10 protein-coding genes are annotated in these 21,256 nt (G+C 60.6%); 7 read left to right on the forward strand and 3 right to left on the reverse strand.

The window, feature by feature from the left end:
* Positions 1-70 precede the first annotated feature (70 nt).
* The gene (locus CKO36_RS06375) at positions 71-5,071 is read right to left on the reverse strand and encodes an nSTAND1 domain-containing NTPase (RefSeq protein ID WP_200282101.1); all 5,001 of its coding nucleotides are present in this window, start codon (positions 5,069-5,071) and stop codon (positions 71-73) included.
* Between the two features lie 102 nt (positions 5,072-5,173).
* Here CKO36_RS06375 and CKO36_RS06380 point away from each other — a divergent pair, with 102 nt between their 5' ends.
* Positions 5,174-7,111, forward strand: coding sequence for a tetratricopeptide repeat protein (locus tag CKO36_RS06380; protein WP_242469427.1), 1,938 nt, complete (start codon positions 5,174-5,176; stop codon positions 7,109-7,111).
* A gap of 49 nt (positions 7,112-7,160) precedes the next feature.
* Positions 7,161-8,345, forward strand: coding sequence for a BPSS1780 family membrane protein (locus tag CKO36_RS06385; protein WP_200282103.1), 1,185 nt, complete (start codon positions 7,161-7,163; stop codon positions 8,343-8,345).
* 34 nt (positions 8,346-8,379) lie between these two features.
* On the opposite strand, the gene CKO36_RS06390 is transcribed toward CKO36_RS06385, so the two are convergent.
* Both CKO36_RS06390 and CKO36_RS06395 read right to left on the reverse strand, forming a co-directional pair.
* Entirely contained in the window at positions 8,380-9,222 is an 843-nt protein-coding gene (locus CKO36_RS06390; protein WP_200282105.1) for a glycosyltransferase, read from the reverse strand.
* A gap of 16 nt (positions 9,223-9,238) precedes the next feature.
* Positions 9,239-10,261 (reverse strand): glycosyltransferase family 2 protein, encoded by a 1,023-nt coding sequence (locus CKO36_RS06395; protein WP_200282108.1) that lies wholly within the window; start codon positions 10,259-10,261, stop codon positions 9,239-9,241.
* Between the two features lie 264 nt (positions 10,262-10,525).
* Between CKO36_RS06395 and CKO36_RS06400 the strand changes: the two genes are divergently transcribed.
* From CKO36_RS06400 to gshA, 5 genes are all read left to right on the forward strand, one after another.
* On the forward strand, positions 10,526-14,746 hold the full coding sequence (locus CKO36_RS06400) for a glycosyltransferase (protein ID WP_200282111.1): 4,221 nt from the start codon (positions 10,526-10,528) through the stop codon (positions 14,744-14,746).
* Positions 14,747-14,872: 126 nt separating this feature from the next.
* On the forward strand, positions 14,873-16,651 hold the full coding sequence (gene aspS, locus CKO36_RS06405) for an aspartate--tRNA ligase (RefSeq protein ID WP_200282114.1): 1,779 nt from the start codon (positions 14,873-14,875) through the stop codon (positions 16,649-16,651).
* A 43-nt stretch (positions 16,652-16,694) separates the two neighbouring features.
* The gene (gene nudB, locus CKO36_RS06410) at positions 16,695-17,168 is read left to right on the forward strand and encodes a dihydroneopterin triphosphate diphosphatase (protein WP_200282117.1); all 474 of its coding nucleotides are present in this window, start codon (positions 16,695-16,697) and stop codon (positions 17,166-17,168) included.
* Between the two features lie 193 nt (positions 17,169-17,361).
* On the forward strand, positions 17,362-19,533 hold the full coding sequence (locus tag CKO36_RS06415) for a carboxy terminal-processing peptidase (RefSeq protein WP_200282120.1): 2,172 nt from the start codon (positions 17,362-17,364) through the stop codon (positions 19,531-19,533).
* Positions 19,534-19,552: 19 nt separating this feature from the next.
* Positions 19,553-21,157 (forward strand): glutamate--cysteine ligase, encoded by a 1,605-nt coding sequence (gene gshA, locus CKO36_RS06420; RefSeq protein ID WP_200282123.1) that lies wholly within the window; start codon positions 19,553-19,555, stop codon positions 21,155-21,157.
* Positions 21,158-21,256 lie beyond the last annotated feature (99 nt).

The following is a 21,256-nucleotide window of genomic DNA, read 5'->3' on the forward strand; positions in this document are numbered from 1 at the left end:
GGGCCTCCTTACGTCGGCCCATAGACAGGGAACGGCTGCGTCAGCGTGACTAGATCAAGCAAGCAGCCAATCACAACTCGGTCTCTGTCTGTACAGTCGTTTCGCTGACCTGATTATCACGCCGGAAGCGATAGGCTTCTTTCAGCAAGGCAAGTCGGGCACGATCCTGACCCCAGCGCGCAAAAAAATTAGCATCCTGCGGGTCATCCTCACGCCACATGCGCCACAGAAGCGCGGCATTGTCCCAGTAAGCTCCGGCAACATAGCGACCACTGGGGCTGAACCCGGCAAAGGCCGCGCCCCCCAGATCGGCTTGCAACGGCAGGAAATCACGCAGCGATCTGACAACGCCCGGTGGCTCATCGGCAGACGGCGAACGCCATACACGCAAAGATCCATCACGCGAAGCCGTCAGCAGCCAACGCCCATCGCCGGGGCTGAAAGAAGCACTGTAAATGCGATCCTGATGGCCGCGCAGAACCGCCAGCGGTTGCCCGGCACTTGTCCACAGCCGCGCCGTTTTATCGAGCGAGGCGGTGAGGATCCGCGTACCATCCGGGGAAAAGGCAACGCTGTAGAGCCGATCACTGTGACCGCTGCCATATTCAAGCCGACCACAGCCCTCGGCTTCCAGGGACAGGATGCCCAGCCGGCTGTCCTCACCGGCAATAGCCAGCGTGCGCCCATCCGGTGCGATGGCAAGAGCGCTGATCGCCCCCACTTCGGCTGACATAGCGCAGTGTTCGCGCCATGCGCCGGAGGGATTGGCGCGCAACAGACGCACCTCCCCCGCCTCATCACCAACCGCCACCAAGGTGTCAGCCCCGAGCTGACGCACCGCAGCCGCCTCGGTTGCCGCGCCGGGCTGTTCGAGCACGGGAATGCCGTCAATCGGCACACAGACGCGGGGATCGAACAGCCGCACCGGGCGGGTTGTATCATCTGAGGTGGTCAACAACCAGCGCTCGTCGGGGGCAAAGAGCACCTGAAAAACCTTGCCAGCGCTCGGTGCATCCACCTGGGTTGCGTGAGCAGCCATCACCTGCAGGCGACAGGAACGTCCGGTCAGCAGATCATGCACCCGCGCGCTGCCATCAAAACGGGCCGCCGCCAGCCGTCGCCCGGATGGCGAAAACTGCACCCGGCGCACCGGACGCACCGCTTCGGGCGAAGCTCCGCTTGCCGGCGTCTCCTCCTGTTGCGCGAAACGATAGCTTAAATGCGGCGGCTCCCCATCCCGATCATAGCGCCAGACCTGCACCTGCCCGTCATAGCCGGCGGTGGCCAGCAGGAAGGGATTGGCCGCTCCTTGTACTGGCGCCTGAGTGGATGGACCGGACGGCTCCGTCGCAGCGGCGGCCAGCAAGGCGGGCGGCATTGCTGTGGTGTCGAGATGCCAAACATGGTTGGCCGGATCCGCGTGCCTGAGTTCAAACGCCAGGCGAGAGACTGGCTGAACGCTCCACAAACGCAGGGAGGCATCGCGTTGCGAGAAACTCAGCACACGCTGCGACGCGTCGGCAAAGCGCGCCCAATTCAGTGCGCCATCATGGCCAAACACCGCCAAGGGCTTGCCGGTGGCCAGGCTCCACAGCCGCGCGGTGCCATCAAGCGAGGCGGTCAACACCAGCGTATTGGGCGCGCGCGCGACATCATTCTGTCGGGTGCGCACCGCATTGGGATCGCCTACAGCCACACTGACAATACTAAGTTCATGCTGACCCAGCACCACGGCCTGCGGTGGATCGGTCAGAGACCAGCGCACCACCTGCCCCTCGTCATCCACCGCCACTAGCGCACGGCCATCGGGCGCAAAGGCCAGATCCCGCACCGCGCTATTGTGAATCCGCACCGGCTGTCCATCGATCATCGCGCTGTTGAGAGCGCCGATCTCCCGTCCATCGCGCTCAAACAACCGCACCTGCTCATCAGCCGCCGCGATGCCAATGCGCTGTCCCGAGGGATCAAAGCGGGCTTGATTAAAGGGGCGGCCCAGAGGACCGTCGCGCGGCAGCGACAAACGGATGGATGCTGTGCCCTCCGGCCCGGCCAGATCAATCAGATGGGTGCGCCCAAGTGTCGAGGCCGTGAGCAGGGCCTGGCCATCGGGTGCGAAGCTCAGGCCGCGCAAGGCTTGCTCGCTCAAGGCTTGCTGAAAGAGCACGCGACCCGGCTGGGTCAAATCCAGCACACACACGCCCTGATGCCCCGCCGCTGCGGGAGTCGCCAGCGCGAGACGCTGCCGCGCGGGGTCCAGCGCCACAACCGCACCCGCCGTAGTACCGCAGGGGTAGCTTGGCGGATCTCCGGCAGCGGCCGGCAACCGATAGACACCCGCCTCGGCGATGCCAAAGACAAGATCGTCCGGCAGCGCCATCACCAGGGAATGGATACCCAGACGCCCATCACTCAGCACGGGCGGATCGGCAGGCAGAACACGTCCGGCGCTGAGCCGCCAGTAGCGCGCCCCCTGCCCGGGCTGCAAGGTGGCCAGCCGGTCACCAGCCGCATTCGCCGCTGGCCGTAAGGGCCGCTCCAGCGAGGACGAGGGCGCGGCCGTCATGGCGAGCAGCCGATTGCGACTGAAGGCCTCGCTCAGGGTGCGCACCGCCTCGGCGGGCAGATCAACACCGGCGGCCAGAGCCTTGGCAACGGCCTGTGGTGTATTGCCGCCACGACTCTGCAAATCGGCCTCCTTGAGCTGCACCTGGTGCATGGCCAGCCGGGCTTTCTCCGACTTGCGCTGGGCAATCCAGGCGGCCGTACTGGCAGTCAGCAGCAGCAGAATCAGCACGACACCGAAAGCCCGCACCCCGAGATTACGCCGACGCACAAAGGCCAGATAGGCACCGCTTTGCTGCAAAAATTCGCGCTCCAGGGGTTCGAGTTCATCCGGGAAGCGCGCGGCAAAGCGCTGTGCAGCGGCATAGCCGGCAGCGCCGAACAAATATTCGCGATTACAACTAGTGCGCTTCCACAGATGTGCCTGCCGAGTCAAGGATTCGCGCAACCGCAGCAGGGCGCGATGCTCAGGGTCACCCAACCAAGCGCGGATCGGCTCCCAGTGACTGAGTAGCACGGGGTGGCTAACCTGCACCACTCCAGCATAGCGACTCCAGTCAATGGCTGGCGTACCAGGCGAGTCATCAGTTTCGACAGAGGCCGCTGGCAGTTCTCCGGCTGGCGCAGCGGCATCTCCCGAGCGCTTGCGCTGGCCATGGCGCCAAAGACCCGCCAATGCGGCGCGCAGCGAATAGTCGGGATGCTCGCAGCGCAGCCGCCGACTCGGATCACACTCGGCCTCGGCGGTTAGCACGCGCGCCTCGATCAAAGCCGCGAGCAGGCGCCAGGTAGAGGGATCCTGCTCCAGCACCCTCAAATCACCCGCCCGCGCCAGGGCCTGACCTTCATGGCCCAGGCTGATCAGCGCCCGGCACAGCCGAGGCAGGGCGGCGCGCGCTTGTGGATCAAGCCCAGCGCGCCACACTGCCTCGGCCTGTTCGAGCATTTGACCGGCCAGGCCGCCCGGCGCACGCCACGGCTCAATGCTCAGGCGGCCCGGCTCCTGATCGGTGCCCGCAGTGGCGACTGCACTCAGATAAGCGGTGTGCAGCAGCGCCTGGAGCGGTGGTGCCCAGTGGCGCAGGGTGTCGGCCTCGGCTTCGATCCGTTCGACCAGCCCGTGGCCCGGCCCGCTGACCTGAGCATCGAGTTCAATCCCGGCGATGCGGGTTGGAATCTCAATGATCTGGCGAATGCGGGCGCTGGGCACCGGTTCCAGACGCTGCCAGCCAGACTCATCAAGCAGCGCAGCCAGTGCCGGCAGACGTGCAAGCTGGCACAGCGCATCGCTGCGCATGGCAACAATGACCCAGCAGTCACCGCTGCGCGCCAGCGCCACCAGCGCCGCAGCAAAGTGCTGCAGATGGCGTTCGACGGCCTCCTGATCTGTCGTCAGTGTCGCCTGGGTATGATCAGGTGGTGCGAACAAAGCATCAAGCGGATCAACCATCACCGCCAGACGTGCGGGTTCCTCCAGCATTTGCGTGCGGGCAGCCTCGCGCAGTGCCGCAATGAGTTGCCGGGTCGCCAGCGCTGGATCACTGGCCAGCAGTGTTGCCAACGCGGGGGCATCCAGGCCGAAACCGCGCAGCGGATCACCCAGACAGGTCGCGGCACCGAGGGCGGTGGCCAGGGTGGCCAGCGGATTCTCAGCAGCGCTCGGGGGACTGACCAGACAGGTGCGCACGCTGGCCACTGACTGGAAGCGAAACGGCCGCGTCAGCTTGGGTAGCAGTCCGGCCCGCAGTAATGAGGTCTTGCCGCTGCCACTCGGTCCACTGAGCAGCACCAACGCCGCCCCCGAATCGGCACGCGCTTCGATGCGCTCAATCAGCTCGCGCAGTTCTGCCTCGCGCCCAGTAAACACCCGCTCATCGCTCGGTTCAAACGGCTGTCCGGCGCGAAACGGACTGCCGTGCCACTGGTGTTCACCGGCGGCCGTACGCCGTTCGGCGCTGATACGCCGATTGAGTAGCTTGCGCAACTGCACCTCGACCAGTTCACGAAACTGCGCATCGCTGTCAAAGGTGCGAAAGGCGCGCCTGAAGGTTTGGTCTTCATTGAAAAAGTGGGCGCGGAAGAAGTCCTCCAGCCGGCGGCGGTCGGCCATGGCCTCCTGTGCTGACTCGGCATGGGTAATATCGACCAGCTTGGGCGCCGCCTTTTTATAGACCAGCACCTCGGGCCGGCCGCGCGCCTGAAAGCTCTCGACGGCATCGACGAATTCCCATTCGGTGCCCGTCATGCCCTGATAGGGATCATCCGGCAGAGGGGAGCCCAGGCGCGTCCACAGAATCACCAGCACAATGTCACATTCTGAGGGCTGCGTGAGTCCGGCCTGGAAGGTGCGATCTGCTGTCAGTGCCTCCTCTTCCCACAGAATGGCCCGCAGGGGGAAATAGGCCAGATAATCCTGCGCCAGACGCTCAATGACATCCTTGACAATCATGCGCTCATGATCAACATCGGTGGGGGAAGAAACAAAAATCCGCACCTGATCGTCTTTCATCGCATGGCACCTAGAGGCTTGGGCAACAAACTCGACACTCAAGGGGCCTCTCGCGCTAGAATGAGGCCGCGACGCGAGGGCCGCAGTGAACCGGGGGTTGTCATGATGATCCAGCGCGAAAGTCAGGACGCCGAACGCATGGAAGAACTGATTCTAGCCGCAGTCGGGGAAATCTTCCGTGACCAGGATTTATCGCCCTTTCTCGACTGGGCACGCGGCGCCATTCCAAAATTCCTTGAGGTTGATGAAAACGAGCTAACCCCGGATGAAGTCAACCGGCTGGGCGCTCTGCTCGGCATTGCCATCTGGAACGCTACCCCTCTGCCCAAATACGGCTACCAGTTGCGCCCGGTGCCCACACCAGCGACGGATCAGCCCTGTCTGTGTGGCTCCGGACGCCCCTTCGGCGAATGCTGCGCCCAGGCCGGCGAACTGCCGGAAATGCCCGCAGACTTGGTGTGGGAACTCCTGCTTGACGAACTCGACGACCAAGCGCTCGCCAGCGCGCTCAACCACAACGCCATCCCCGGTCACCTGCTGGCGCGGGTCGCCGAGCGCTGGCTGGAAGACGAGCGTCCCGGGCGTGCTGCCCATCTGCTCGAACCTCTGTTTGATCAGGATCTCGCTCAGCTCGACGCACGCTATGAGGACGCACTCGATATGCTGTGCGATGCCTATGAGGTGCTGGAGTTTCGCAACAAACGCCAAAACTTTCTGCACCGGGTGACCCAAGCCGGCGGGCGCGAACTGCAAGCCGCCGCCTGGCAGCGGTTGAGCACCACCTACATCGACGCCGGCCAGTTCGACCAAGCCCATGCCGCCTTTGAGCAGGCACTACGCCATGCGCCCGACAGTCCGGCCAATGCCTTGCTCGAAATCACCCTGCTGGCCGCACAACACCGCGACGATCTGGCCCGGGAGCGGGCGCGTTTCTGGCGCGGTAAGTTACGCCGCACCGGCTTAGGCGCCGCACGCACCCTGGAGTTCCTGACCCACGCCATCAGCGATCCCCAGGACGCACTGGCCGCCACCCATGCCGAGGCCATGGACCCCCGGCTGGTGATCCTGCGCGATTGGATTGAAGCGCATCACCGGCGCCCCTTGCCAGCGTACAGCTTTGAGCGTCTGCGCGGCGATCCGATTATTCTGTTCGACGAACAACTGGCCTTGTTCCCGGAACAGGAGCTGCCTCTGCCCCCCGGCACCGTGCCCAATGCCCCGGCGGCCATTCTGACCACGCCGCTGTTGTTAAAACGCAGTGAACGCGCCTGGCATCGCAGCTTCACCGCCTCCAAACCCTTTGCCACCCAGCTCAGCTCGCTGGATGATGGTGATATCTGGGAGAGCAACGGCTGGCTGAATTTTCTCAATCATCGTCCCCAGGCCATCGACAGCCTGGATATTCTCGATGATCTTGCCACGGCGATTGAGGAACATCCCGAAAGCCGCCTGCCCTGGATTCGCACCCGGCTGCTGCGCCCGCTGTTGCACCGTGCCCAGGGCATTTTGGAGCGCAGCCTTTCCACGCAGGGTCCGCATCAGCTGCCTTGGTCAGTGCCTGGCAATCGCCCCCTGTTGCGGCTGCTGTTTCGGTTCTACCGGTTGCGTGTCGAGGAAGGCGCGGCCGCAGCCGCCGGCGCCCTGCTCGAACAACTGCTCCAGCTCAATCCCGATGATGACCATGGCATCCGCGCCGAGCTGATGAACCACTATCTGCGCCAGCACGAGAATGAGAAAGCCGTCGCCCTGGCGCGTCGCTTCCCGACCGATGTCCGCGCCGAGCTGGCCTATGGTGAGGTGCTCGCGCTCTACCGTCTGGGCCAGACGGAGCGCGCGGCTGCCGTTTTACATGATGCCTTTGGTCGTTTGCCGCGGGTGCCGCGCTACCTGATGCGCAAACGCATCAAACGCCCGCCACCCGGCGAGAATCGCGTGATTCCCGGTAGCGATGACCAAGCCTGGCTTTATCGCGAAGCCATGCGCGATCTCTGGGTATCCGAACCCGGCCTGCTGGCCTGGATGAAAAAACTAACCGCCTAAACAACGGGTAAAATCCGCACCCGAGTCGTCACGGCCAGAGGGGATTGTCATGAACCAACTATGCAGCGTTGTATTTACCGGTGACTTGCAACCAAACGTCGATCCGGAACAGGTAGCGATCAAGTTCGCCACTGTGTTTAAGGTGCCTGAGGACAAGGCACGCAAGCTAATTCGCTCCGGTCAGGAAAAAGTCCTCAAGAAGGAGGTGGATCCTGCCGCCGCCACCCATTACCGCGATGTCCTAACCGACATCGGACTGGTCACGCGTATCGACTCGGCCGATGGCACCCCCTTTGGCGCCGCTCCCCAGGTCTGCCCCAAATGCGGTGCCACTAAAATCAACCAAGGTATTTGCACCAGCTGCGGCGTACTGGTGGAGGCCTATCTGGCCGGCCAGTCCGCCGAGCGCAAACCCCCGCCATCCTCCCCCTTAAACCTGGGGAAAGATTCCCCACTCAGCGCATCGGCACCCACGGCGGCGGACAGTCCAATGCCAGGAATGCCACCGCAGCCCACCCGGATGCCGGCAGGCCATGGCCTGGGCTGGATCAGCGCCGGCTGGGCGCTGTTCAAACAGGCGCCGCTGGTCTGGATTGGGGCGGTGATGATCTTTATTCTGATCAATATTGCGTTGGCTCTGGTGCCCCTCATCGGCGGTCTGGCATCAGTACTGATAGGCCCGATCCTCATGGCGGGCTTGATGGTCGGTGCGCATGAACAACACCAAGGCGGCGAATTCCGCATCAACCACTTGTTCGAGGGCTTTTCCAGGCGCACCGCGCCCCTGATCGGGGTTGGCGCCCTGTATCTGCTCGGGTCCATTCTCATTGGCGTACTCATGGCGCTGCTGATGCTTGGCCCGGTCATCAGCGCCACAAGCGGCTTGAGTGCGCAAGCCATTGAAAGTAATCCCGATTTAATGCTGCAATCTTTGGGGCCGAACATGCTGCTGATGCTTCTGCTCGCCCTGGCCTTGGTTGTTCCTCTGATGATGGCTTATTGGTTTGCACCGGCCCTGGTCATGCTCAACAACCTGGATGCCATCGCCGCGATGAAATTAAGCTTCATGGGCTGCCTGAAAAACATGTGGCCCTTGCTGATCTATGGCCTGATCAGTGCTCTGCTCATGCTGCTCGCGCTCATCCCCTTCGGGCTTGGCCTGTTAATTCTGTCCCCCGTGCTGATCGCATCCATGTACGCCGCCTATCAGGATATTTTCATCTCGCAACCCTGACAGCCCAGCACGCGGGCAAATGCCGGGCGGGTCATCACATCCAGTGCCAACCATGCTGATTGAAAAAGCGCACACCTGAGCGGGTAAACTGCCACACATGCCAGACGCCTTTGCGTGCGGCCTGCCCGCCTGCATGACGAATGCGCATGGCGGGCAGCCAGCGCACGGCCCCCTGGGTTGCAATCCTCAGGGACAGATCGAAATCCTCGAAATACAGAAAGTAACCCGGATCAAAGCCTCCGACCTGGCGCAGCGCTGCACCCTGGCACAGCATGAAGCTCCCGCTGGCAATGGGAATATCCGCTGGAACCTCAGACCCCCACAAAAATTCCAGGGTATAGCGCTCCAGCCGCTGATGAAACCAGCGCTTGAGCATGGATGGCGCGAAACCACGCAGCCAGAGATCAAACACTGTCGGATAGGCTTTGCACAGATGGGTGAGCCTTCCGTCCGCCTCAATAACAGCCGGCGCCACCATGGCCACTGCCGGGTGTGACCTCAGATAGCCAATACCTTCGACCAGCACATTCGGTTCCAACTCAACATCGGGATTCAAAATCAGGCAATAGCAAGCCGCAGCCGCCTGCTTAAGCGCTCGATTGTTGCCACGACCATAACCCAGGTTGCCATGCCCGGAGAGCACTTCCACCCTCAGCTCGGTGTGCGCGGTTAGGGGCGCCGACCATTCCCGCCGCAGCCGTTCGAGCATTCCCGTGACGGGCGTTGAGCGGCTATTGTCCACCAGAAATAGACAGATCTCGCTCAGAAGCCGAGCTTGTACAGCCGCCTCTGCGGCCTTGGCCAGGGACGCCAGCATGGAACGCAGGTCAGACTCAGATGAGTCATAAACCACCACAGAGACCATTAACGAAGACACGAGGCTTGCCTAGCAGCTAGCGACGGGTTGTTGGCGTGCCGCTGGGTTGCAGAATGGCGCGATTGCCCAACCATGCAATCTGGAGATAGAGCAACAGACGCCGCGGCAGAAATTGTCGCTTCACGCCCAGCTGGCGCACCCGTTGCAAACGCAGATGCCACGGCATTGGTTGAGTGAACAGATCACAGTAGTTCTGCACTAAACGATGGGATTCGGATGCTGGATTAAACAGTCCCTCCGTACGCAAACGGTCGAGCACTACCGATGCCTGCCGCACGCTTGCCACAAAATCCAGCACCAGGCTGCGATTTTTATGCAATCTTTTCAGTAACAACAACAGGCCTCGCCATAAACTGACGGCTCCGACCCGGTTACCCGGATGCTGACGATAATTGACAGTCTGCTCATTAAGAAACACGATATGCCCGGTCGCATCGACCATCAGCGCCAACCACCAATCATGCATCACCGCCTGATCGGGAATGGGCAGCACGCACTGCAAGGCGGGTCGATTCAAAGCCACGGTACAGCCTGTCACAAAATTCTGCACTAACAACACCCGCATTCCTTCAAGGGATTCATGGTGAATCGCTTGATAGTTCATAAAGAATGGACTCACAACCCGAGCACGGCGATTCACCACCCGCAAGTCCGAATGAACCAGAATGGGGGTGCTTACCCCATATTCCTGTTCGCTCTCAGCAAGCAAGCGCAATTGTTGTTCAACCTTGCGCGACTCCCAAATATCGTCCTGATCAACCAAAAACATAGAGTTAAAACCCATCGCCCAGGCATTTTCCAACAGCGCCCGGAAGTTTTGCACCGGACCCAGATTGCCGCGATGGTCGTGAATCATGCGAATGCGTGGATCAGCCTGGGCATACTCTCGCACAATGGCCAGGGTTGCATCGCGCGAACCATCATCGCGCACCAACAAGGTCCAATCGCGGAAACTCTGGTAACACAGGCTGTCAAGCTGCTCACGCAGGTAGCAAGCACCATTGTACGTGGCGAGTAACAGACAAACATCCGTCGTCAAGGGTTGAGCCTCCCCACAAAATCACGGTTCGAGAATACCGAACAACCACTTATGCAAACCAAACACCGGATAAGGCGCCAAGTAATTGATCTCTATGATAACGCTCCATTACAATGATTCCCTGGCCACAGATGCCTTGCCATGTATCCTGCATCATCGCCACCCTTCTTATGTAAGCCTGCATTGATCGCTGTGACGATCAGCCCGCACCATTCCCGAATCTCGCCCTTTCCCTGTCAACCGGCGCCCGCCTGAACAAGTCTTATGCTGCAACCCGAAATCTCTGTGATTGTCGTCAATTACAATGGCCGCGCTCATCTGGAAACCTGCCTGCCGGCACTGACCGCTTCTGTGGAGGTGACCGCGCCGCGCTTTGGCGTGGAGCTGATCCTAGTCGATAACGGCTCCAGCGACGACAGCCTGGCCTGGGTGGCTGCGCATTTTCCCCAAGTTAAGGTGATTGCTGCCGGAGAGAATCTCGGCTTCGGCCGGGCCAATCAGTTGGGTGTGGAGGCCGCTGCAGGGCACAAAATCGCCTTCCTTAACAATGACACCGAGGTGGCCGCTGATTGGCTGCTGCCGCTCAATGACGCGCTGGAGCAACCGGCCCAACCGACGCCAATCCTGGCGGTGTGCTCGCAGTTGGTGCTGCTTGAGCATCCTAACATCGTCAATGCCCTTGGCGGTGGTATGTCCCGCTTGGGTTACAGCTATGACCGCCTGTTTGGTTTCTCGACCGATCACCCCCGGGTGCAGGAACTCTGCGCGCTGACTTCTTTTCCGACGCTGTTCCCCACTGCAGCGGCCATGCTGATGCGCAAGGCGGATTTCCTGCGCCTGGGCGGCTTTGATCCGGCCTTTTTCATGTATCACGAGGATGTCGATCTCGGTTGGCGCCTCTGGCTCGCAGGTGGTCAGGTGCATGTTTGTCCTGCCTCGGTGGTACGTCATGCCTTTGGCGGTACCACCACAACCTTGCAACCGAGTCACTTCCGCGACCGCCTCGGCATGCGCCACAATCTGCGCACGCTGATCAAGTGCTATCAGCCACGCCGCCTGGCCCATGCGCTGTTCGATCTGGTGCGTCTCTGGCTGCAAACCCGGCAGTTCCTCAGCATGGCGCTGATTCTGGGCTGGAATCTCCTGCATCTACCTGGCACCCTGGTGCAGCGCTGGCGCATTCAACGCCAGCGCTGCATGGATGATCGGGCCTTTTTCGAGTCCGGACTCATGACCTTCGGACATCAGCCTCCTTGGGGACCGGAACTGCCGGCTAAGGGTGCAGCTGACACCAGCCCGAGCACGGACACCAGCCCGAGCACGGACACCAGCCCGAGCACGGACACCAGCCCAGCACCTACGACTGTAACCGCTCTGCGTCTTGCCACCGCAGAAGCCAGCGCCATGCTGGGCTGCGGTTGGTATTCAACCGAGTTCGCTAGGCGGCACTTTCCAGGGCACCGCTCAGTAGCCGATTTTCTGCCACCCTGTGGCGAACATATCCCGGTCCGTTGGACGAACGGCCTGGCCCGTTGTCGGCTGCAAACCCAGGCGTCTCGCACCGGCTGGGTGTGGCTGCGACTCTGCACACCAACCCAATACACCGGCGAGGCCCCATGGCTTGAGCTGAGTTTTCCTGGTCCGAACGGCGAGCGTCAATCAGAGCGCTTTATTTTTTCAAACAAAACGGAGTGGAAATTATTGTGTGTCAGTGCTCAGGCTGATGCGCGGGGCTCCATTCCACTCGAACTGCGCTCCTCAACCCATTGCCCGGAACAGGCCGGCCGGCATCAGGAAGCGCGCTTAATGGGCGTCGGCGTCCATGATATCCGCTTCCAAGCCGAGGATGATGTCGCCTCCACCGCCGCTGAGTATGCGGTAGTGGCACAACCATCCCAGAGCGTCTCTGATCAGGCCGAAACCAGTTCCGATTCCGCCAGCACCGATCTCACCAAAATCTCCACTGATGCGGGTGACACACCCAAGCCCCAGGCCGGCTCAACACCCGAAATCTCCGTGATTGTCGTCAATTACAACGGCCGCGCTCATCTGGAAACCTGCCTGCCGGCACTAACCGCTTCCGTGGAGGTGGCCGCGCCGCGCTTTGGCGTGGAGCTGATCCTAGTCGATAACGGCTCCAGCGACGACAGCCTGGCCTGGGTGGCTGCGCATTTTCCCCAAGTTAAGGTGATTGCTGCCGGAGAGAATCTCGGCTTCGGCCGGGCCAATCAGTTGGGTGTGGAGGCCGCTGCAGGGCACAAAATCGCCTTCCTTAACAATGACACCGAGGTGGCCGCTGATTGGCTGCTGCCGCTCAATGACGCGCTGGAGCAACCGGCCCAACCGACGCCAATCCTGGCGGTGTGCTCGCAGTTGGTGCTGCTTGAGCATCCTAACATCGTCAATGCCCTTGGCGGTGGTATGTCCCGCTTGGGTTACAGCTATGACCGCCTGTTTGGTTTCTCGACCGATCACCCCCGGGTGCAGGAACTCTGCGCGCTGACTTCTTTTCCGACGCTGTTCCCCACTGCAGCGGCCATGCTGATGCGCAAGGCGGATTTCCTGCGCCTGGGCGGCTTTGATCCGGCCTTTTTCATGTATCACGAGGATGTCGATCTCGGTTGGCGCCTCTGGCTCGCAGGTGGTCAGGTGCATGTTTGTCCTGCCTCGGTGGTACGTCATGCCTTTGGCGGTACCACCACAACCTTGCAACCGAGTCACTTCCGCGACCGCCTCGGCATGCGCCACAATCTGCGCACGCTGATCAAGTGCTATCAGCCACGCCGCCTGGCCCATGCGCTGTTTGATCTGGTGCGCCTCTGGCTGCAAACCCGGCAGTTCCTCAGCATGACGCTGATTCTGGGCTGGAATCTCCTGCATCTGCCCGGCACCCTGGTGCAGCGCTGGCGCATTCAACGCCGGCGCTGCATGGATGATCGGGCCTTTTTCGAGTCCGGACTCATGACCTTCGCGTCGCGACCACCCTGGGGACCCTGTTTACCGCTCCCTGCGGCGGCAATGGCGGAACCCGACGCCATCCGCTCGCCCAAACTCTGTATCACCGATGAAACCATCAGTCGCCGTCTGGGTATCGGCTGGTATCCCGCCGAAACTTCGCCGCTTGATGCCTTTGCCCCTGGGCAGGACGAGCACATGTTGCCATGCTGTCTTGATCCGGTGCCCGTGCGCTGGACCAATGGCTTGGCGCGGTGTCGACTGTGGCTCCCGCCCCAGGCCAGCGGCCAGTTGACGCTCAGCGTTCGCACACCTGGCACGGATCATCGCCAGCAGACGCCCTGGATCGAGGTACGTTGCGGTAGTCACGCCAAGCCAGGTATTGAGGCGCGACGCTGGGAATTTGACCCGCGTTCGCGCTGGATGCGTCTCCAGCTCCCGGCGCAAGCAGACAACAACGGCTTGCTTGAAATTGAGATTCGTTCTTCACTCTGGTCGCCGGAGCAAGTCTATCCCAAACAGGAGACGCGCTTGCTCGGCTGTGCTCTGCGTGAGCTGGTCTTTGTCGAACAGCACAAAATACAACCGACCTATGGACCTGAGTCCATGTCGGTCATTATTCCCAGTTACAATCGTAAAACCGTGCTACTGCGCACACTCAATGCGCTAGCCAATCAAACCGTGAGCGGTTTTGAGGTAATCGTGGTTGACGATGGCTCCACCGACGGTACCGCCAAGGCAGTGGCAAGCTGGCGCGATCAATCCGGTGCATTACCTATCGCCTTCCAGCTCGTGCAACAGGCCAACATGAAACAGGGCATTGCTCGTAACCACGGAATTACAAAGGCGCGGGGCGATCTTATCCTCTTTCTCGGGGATGACATTACACCCGATGCCAACTTCATCAGTGAGCACCTGCGCGGTCACCAAAGGCATAATCGCAGCGGCGATGTGGCTATTCTTGGTCTCACAGCCTGGGATGAAACCACGGTGCGCAGCACACCCTTTCTGGAGCATGTCAATTATGATGGTGCCCAATTTGGCTACAAATGGCTCACAGCGCAGCACGAAGCGCCCTTCACCTGCTTCTATACTTCAAACATCTCTTTGCACCGTCAGGCGCTTGGCAGCAATCCCTTTGACCCACGCTTTGATGTTTATGGCTGGGAAGACTGTGAACTCGGCTTACGGCTGTGCTCACAGGGACTGCGCATCATCTATCATCCAGCCGCCCGCGCGGTTCACAGTCACCAGATGAGCCTGCGCACCTTCCTAAAGCGCCAGGCGCAGATTGGTGAATCCTTGCATACCTTCCTGGCCTTGGAACCCAACCTGCTCAGTCTGCCGTCGATGGGGAGCGTCAGTGTGCAGCGCAGATTTGGCCGCCTGGGCGCCCTGCTCAAGCTCGCCAGTCCGGTGTTAAGCCTGTTGGATCGCGTGTCCCGCAAGCCCTGGCCAGCCAAAGTTTACGGACTGCTGCTGAGCATTGCCTTTGGACAGGGCGTGCTGAAAGGCGAACAGCGCCGCTAGAAACTCCTGCGCCATCACTTGTCTCAATGGGCGCGAATGGCTATGCTAGCCGGTTTATCTTAGAGAGCCGAACCGGCTTTGGGCTGGTTTCTGTTCTGCGACCATCGACCAAGGATTTCGACAGCCATGCGCAGCCATTATTGCGGCACCATCGACGCCGGATTCATCGATCAAACCATCACGCTGTGCGGCTGGGTGCAGCGCCGGCGCGATCATGGTGGGGTGATTTTCGTCGATCTGCGTGATCGCACCGGATTGATTCAGGTGGTATTTGACCCGGATCGCGCGGAGATGTTCACCGAGGCTGAACGCCTGCGCAGCGAATATGTGCTGCGGATTGCGGGCCGGGTGCGCGCTCGCCCCGAGGGGACTATCAACCCCGAGATGCCCACCGGGGAGATCGAAGTCCTGGCCAGCGAACTTGAGGTGCTGAACGCCGCCGAGACCCCGCCGATCCAGATCGACGAATACCATGCCGATGTCAACGAGGAGTTGCGCCTGCGCTATCGCTACCTCGACCTGCGTCGCCCGGAGATGCAACAGCGGCTGCGCACGCGCGCCCAGGTCACCAGTCGCCTGCGGCGTTTTCTCGACGAGCAGGGCTTTCTGGACATCGAAACCCCGATCCTGACCAAATCCACGCCTGAGGGTGCACGCGATTACCTAGTGCCCAGCCGGGTGCATCCGGGCGAGTTTTATGCCCTGCCCCAGTCACCGCAATTGTTCAAGCAGCTGTTAATGATGTCCGGCATGGATCGCTACTATCAGATCGCGCGCTGTTTTCGCGATGAAGATCTGCGCGCCGATCGTCAGCCGGAATTTACCCAGCTCGACATTGAAGCCTCCTTCATTGATGAGGCCGAGCTGACCGGGTTGATGGAACAAATGGTGCGCGAACTCTTCCGTACAGTGCTCGACACCGAGCTACCCGATCCCTTCCCGCGCCTGACTTACGATGAGGCCATGCAGCGGTTCGGCTCCGACCGGCCCGATTTGCGCGTGCCGTTGGAGCTAGTCGATCTCAAGGACTTAATGAAAGAAGTGGAATTCAAGGTGTTTGCCACTCCGGCTCAGGATCCGGACGGTCGGGTGGCGGCGCTGCGCGTACCGGGCGGTGCCAAGCTCTCACGCAAGGAGATCGACGACTATACCAAGTATGTGGGGATTTTCGGCGCGCGCGGACTGGCCTATATCAAGGTCAACGATTGGGCGGGCAAAAACCGCGAAGGCTTGCAGTCACCGATCCTGAAAAACCTCACCGACGCCGCCATTGACGGTGTGATGGCGCGCACCGGCGCGGTCGATGGCGATCTGATCTTTTTCGGCGCTGACAAGGCGCGGGTGGTGAATGAAGCCTTGGGTGCGCTGCGGGTGAAGCTCGGCCATGACCGCGGACTGGCGCAAGACGGCTGGCACCCGGTGTGGGTAGTCGATTTCCCGATGTTTGACCAGGATCCGAAAACCGGTCACTGGCAGGCGCTGCATCATCCGTTTACCGCGCCGCGCGAGGATCAGCTTGACCTTCTGGAAAGCGATCCGGGAGCGTGCAAGTCGCGCGCCTATGATCTGGTTCTCAATGGTACTGAGCTTGGTGGTGGCTCCATCCGTATCCATCGCGAGGACGTGCAGCGACAGATTTTCTCCCTGCTGCGCATCAGCGAGGAAGATGCCAATGACCGCTTTGGTTTCCTGCTCACGGCCCTTAAGTATGGTTGTCCGCCGCATGGCGGCATCGCCTTCGGGCTCGACCGACTGGTGATGCAGATGACCGCCAGCTCCTCCATTCGTGATGTGATGGCCTTCCCCAAGACCCAAGCGGCGTCCTGTCCGCTCACCGGTGCCCCGGCCTCGGTTGATCAGGGGCAGCTCAAAGAGCTGGCGTTGCGCCTGCGCTCAAGCACCTGAAGTTGAGCCACGCTGGCCCCAAGCCCACAAGAGCAACGCAATCATGGCAAGCCTGACCCAGGCAACGCAAGCGCCCAACTTCAAACGTCCGGCCTCAGTGCTGGTGGTGGTGTTTACCCGGGCGGGTGAATTTCTGCTTATGCAGCGCATTCGCCCGGCCCATTTCTGGCAGTCCGTCACCGGTAGCCTGCAACCGGGGGAAAGCCCACGTCTGGCCGCCGTGCGCGAACTGCGTGAAGAAACCGGCCTGCTCGGCAGCGGACAGCTGATTGATTTACAACAGTCGCGGCTGTTTCCGATTATCGCCGCTTGGCGTGCGCGTTACCGCGCCAACCACTGCTTCAACCGTGAGCATTGGTTTGCGCTTGCACTGCCAGGACGCCGCCTCATCCGGCTCAATGCCGAGGAGCACAGTCACTATCAATGGCTCGGCCTCAGCCAAGCCTTGGAGCTGGCAAGCTCCTGGACCAACCGTGAGGCCATGCGCTGGCTCGCCGGTTGCGTCACACCCGCCTGAATCCGGCCCGGCTTCAGGCAAGCGCATTCCCAGCATCGCCGCTGATCGCACCTGCATTGAACTGTCTATCTGTTGCCGTTACTCTAGTGAAAAGAGCGTGTTGGATCGGACAGATCAACCTGGGTCTTGAACCAAAGACCCGCCAACGCATCCAACACATCCATCTTCGCGACAACTACGACGAGTCCGCCTCATGAAAGAGTTCGCGCTTCGACCAGTCCTTGGCTGGCTGGCCGCCCGACTGCCACAGCCTTGCCCACCCAAGCGTTCGTTCAGCCTGCTCCTGGCACTGCTGATTGCTCTCGGCACCACACTGAACGCCGTGGCGCGACCCGTGGATGTCAGTCTCGCGACCCTGTTCCCGACCGAGCGGCAGACCAAAACCGCTGTGGTCATCAATAAGGTGCTGGAGCGCTTCCATTATCGGGATTTTCAGCTCAATCCAGCCTTTGCAACCGACGCCCTGCACCACTACTTCGAAGCGCTTGACCCCAATCGCTCTTTTTTCCTGGAGCGGGATATCAAACGCTTTCTCGGCAGCGCCAATAAGCTCGACGATGAGCTGATTCAGGGTCGGGTCGATGTTGCCTTCGATATTTTTCGGGTGTATCGCATGCGCGTCGACAATCGTGTCGAATTCGCCCTGGGACAGCTGCAACAGAATTTTGATTTTCAACAGCCTGAGCAGTACCAGTTTGATCGTGCCGAAGCCCCCTGGCCGCAAAACGAGGCAGAGCTCAACCAACTGTGGCGCCAGCGGGTTAAAAATGACTATCTGACGCTCAAACTTGCCGACAAAGACGATGCCGATATCCGCAAACAACTGCGTAAACGCTATGAAGGCATCAGTCGGCGCATTCATCAATTTGATGCCGATGATGTATTCCAGACGTTCGTCAATGCCTACACCCAGAGCCTGGAGCCGCATACGGCCTATATGTCGCCGAGTACTTCGGAGAATTTCGACATCAGCATGCGCCTCTCACTCGAAGGCATTGGCGCCGTATTGCGCGCGGATAATGAATACACTGTGATTCAGCGCACTATCCCGGGTGGGCCTGCCCGTCAATCGGGCCTGGTGCAAACCGGCGACAAAATCGTTGGTGTTGCCCAGGGCGTTGATGGGGACTTCGAGGATGTCATTGGTTGGCGCTTACAAGATGTGGTCGATAAAATACGCGGCCCCAAGGGGTCCGTGGTGCGCCTGCAACTGCTGCCCAAGGCGGGACTCTCCGGCGGTGGGCACATGCGTGAAGTATCCCTGGTTCGCAACGAGATTAAGCTGGAGGATCAGGCGGCCAAATCCTATGTGATCGACGGCCCGGACAATGCCCGGGATGTGAAGATCGGAGTGATTGAAGTCCCGGCCTTTTATCGTGATTTCCGCGCCGAATCCGCCGGCCGCAAAAATTTTCGCAGCACCACCCGCGATGTGCGCACACTGGTCACCGAGCTTGAACAGCAGGGAGTTGATGGGATTGTGATCGACCTGCGCGGCAATGGTGGCGGCTCCTTGACCGAAGCCACCTCTCTGACCGGTCTGTTCATCAAGGAAGGCCCGGTGGTGCAGGTCAAGGACTCTTTCGGCAAGATTGAGGTGGAAACCGACCCTGACCCCGATGCGCTCTATTCGGGACCGCTTGCGGTGATTGTAGATCGCAACAGCGCCTCGGCCTCGGAAATTTTTGCCGGCGCCATTCAGGATTATGGCCGCGGTATCGTGATTGGTGAACCGACCTTTGGTAAGGGAACCGTGCAAACCCTGATCGATCTGAATCGCTATGTGCCAGGCGACAACATCGATCTTGGACGCCTGCGCCTGACCATGGCGGAATTCTTCCGCATCAGCGGCGGCAGTACCCAACTCAAGGGAGTTGAGCCAGATATTGCCTTCGATCTTGGCTACGATAGCGATGACCATGGTGAGCGTTCGCTCGATAATGCGCTGCCCTGGGGTACCATCCGACCGGCGGATTATCAAACCTTCACCGGCGTCGATCTCAACTGGCTCAGATCGCGTTCGGCGGCACGCACGGCCAAGGATCCGGGCTTCCAGATGCTGACCCATCAAGGTCGGATGCTGACCGAAATAGAAAAACAAAACAAGGTATCACTGCGCGAAGATGAGCGTCGCTTTGAGTCTGAACGCCGCGACAAGGCACTGAAAGATGAGCGCAACGCCTTTCTGCGCACCCGTGGCGTTGAGCCTGTTGATGAAAAGGCCGATCCCATCGACGAGGAAGCGCTGGAAAAACAGCAGGAAGTCATTGATGCCATTCAGGTCGATGAAGCCGCCCGCATTCTGGCCGATGTCATCAAGCGCCAGGGTGGCGCGGAGCAGCGACGCTCGGTGATGCGCGATTAATCGACTACAGCCACAGCCAATGACCCCAGATCCCTTGTTCGAGCAGCGGCTCGCGGCACTCGCGCGCCTGCCCGCTGCGATGCTGCGTGATGCCTACCGGATTGGACTCGAAAAAGAAGGCTTGCGCGTCACCCCCGATGGCGCCGTCGCCGCCAGCCCGCATCCACCCGCCTTAGGTTCGGCGCTCACCCATCCCTATATCACCACGGACTTTTCCGAAGCACTGTTGGAGTTCGTCACCCCGGCTGTCGCCACGCCGGCGGCGGCACTCGATTTTTTGCACGCCCTACATCTGTTCGTTTATCACCATATTGGAGCGGAGCGCCTGTGGGCGACAAGTATGCCCTGCGTGCTGGGTGGCAACGCCAACATCCCGCTGGCTAACTACGGTCCCTCCAACGCCGGGCAGATGAAAACCATCTACCGGCGCGGGCTGGGCAACCGCTATGGACGGGTGATGCAAATCATCGCCGGTGTGCACTTTAACTGGTCCTTGCACGAACCTCTGTGGCCAAGGTTTCAAGAGGCCTTGGGTGATACCGGGGATGCGCGCGCCTTTCGCGATGCATCTTACATGGGCATGGTACGCAATTTACAGCGCTTTGGCTGGATGGTGCCCTATTTGTTTGGTGCTTCACCAGCAGTGTGCAAAAGCTTCATCCAAGGCGACCCTGGAGATCTCGAATCCTTCGACGCTAACACTTACTTTTACCCCTATGGCACCTCGTTACGCATGGGTGATATCGGGTATCAGAACCGTCAGGAAGAGGGCACCGGCATGAAGGCCAGCTACGACAGCCTGGATGCCTATGTTCGCAGCCTGACCTGGGGCATTGAAACCCCCTGTCCGCAATACGAGGCCATCGGGGTTAAAGTGGCCGGGCGTTATGAACAACTGAACGATCACGTTCTGCAGATCGAAAACGAATACTACAGCACAGTACGCCCCAAACAGCTCACCGACGGCCTGGAGCGTCCGACGCTGGCTTTAAGACAGCGCGGCATCCGCTATGTTGAACTGCGCTCGGTTGATGTCAACGCCTTCCATCCGCTGGGCGTCGATCAGGAACAGCTGCATTTTCTCGCCACCCTGATGCTTTACAGCTTGTTGCGCTCAAGTCCGCGCATTGATGCACGCGAGCGGCGCGCTATTGACACCAATGAAGTCGTAGCCGCTCACCGCGGACGCCAGCCGGGGCTGGAACTGGAGCACCAGAATCGTCCTGTGCGCCTGAGCGTCTGGGCCGAGCGAGTGCTGCATGAGATGCAGGATGTCGCCGCGCTGCTGGATGGTGTCTCCAGCGGGCCCCATCAGGCGAGCGTACAGGCGCAGCAGGAAAAAGTGCGGGAGCCGGACAGCACACCATCGGCCCGCATGCTGGCCGACATGCGCGCTCAGGGGGAGAGTTTTGCCGTCTTTGCCCGGCGACTTACCGAGACGCACCGCCAGGCATTTCGCGATCAGCCGCTGCCGGAGGCAACCCGGCAAGACTTGGAAGCCTTAAGCGAGCAATCACTGGCTAAACAGAAACAGATTGAGGCGGAGGACCGACTCAGTCTGGATGAGTTTTTAGCCACTTATTTTGCCCAGGGTCAGGAACCGGACACTGATCTGAATCTTTGACCCTGAATCTTTAACCTGGCCAGATCCAGCCAGCGCATGCCCGGGGGGATACCCGTCAGCACCTGAACAGGGCCAGGGCAGTCAAACAGTGACTGCCAC

This window comes from Rhabdochromatium marinum, from assembly GCF_016583795.1.
Lineage (GTDB): Bacteria > Pseudomonadota > Gammaproteobacteria > Chromatiales > Chromatiaceae > Rhabdochromatium > Rhabdochromatium marinum.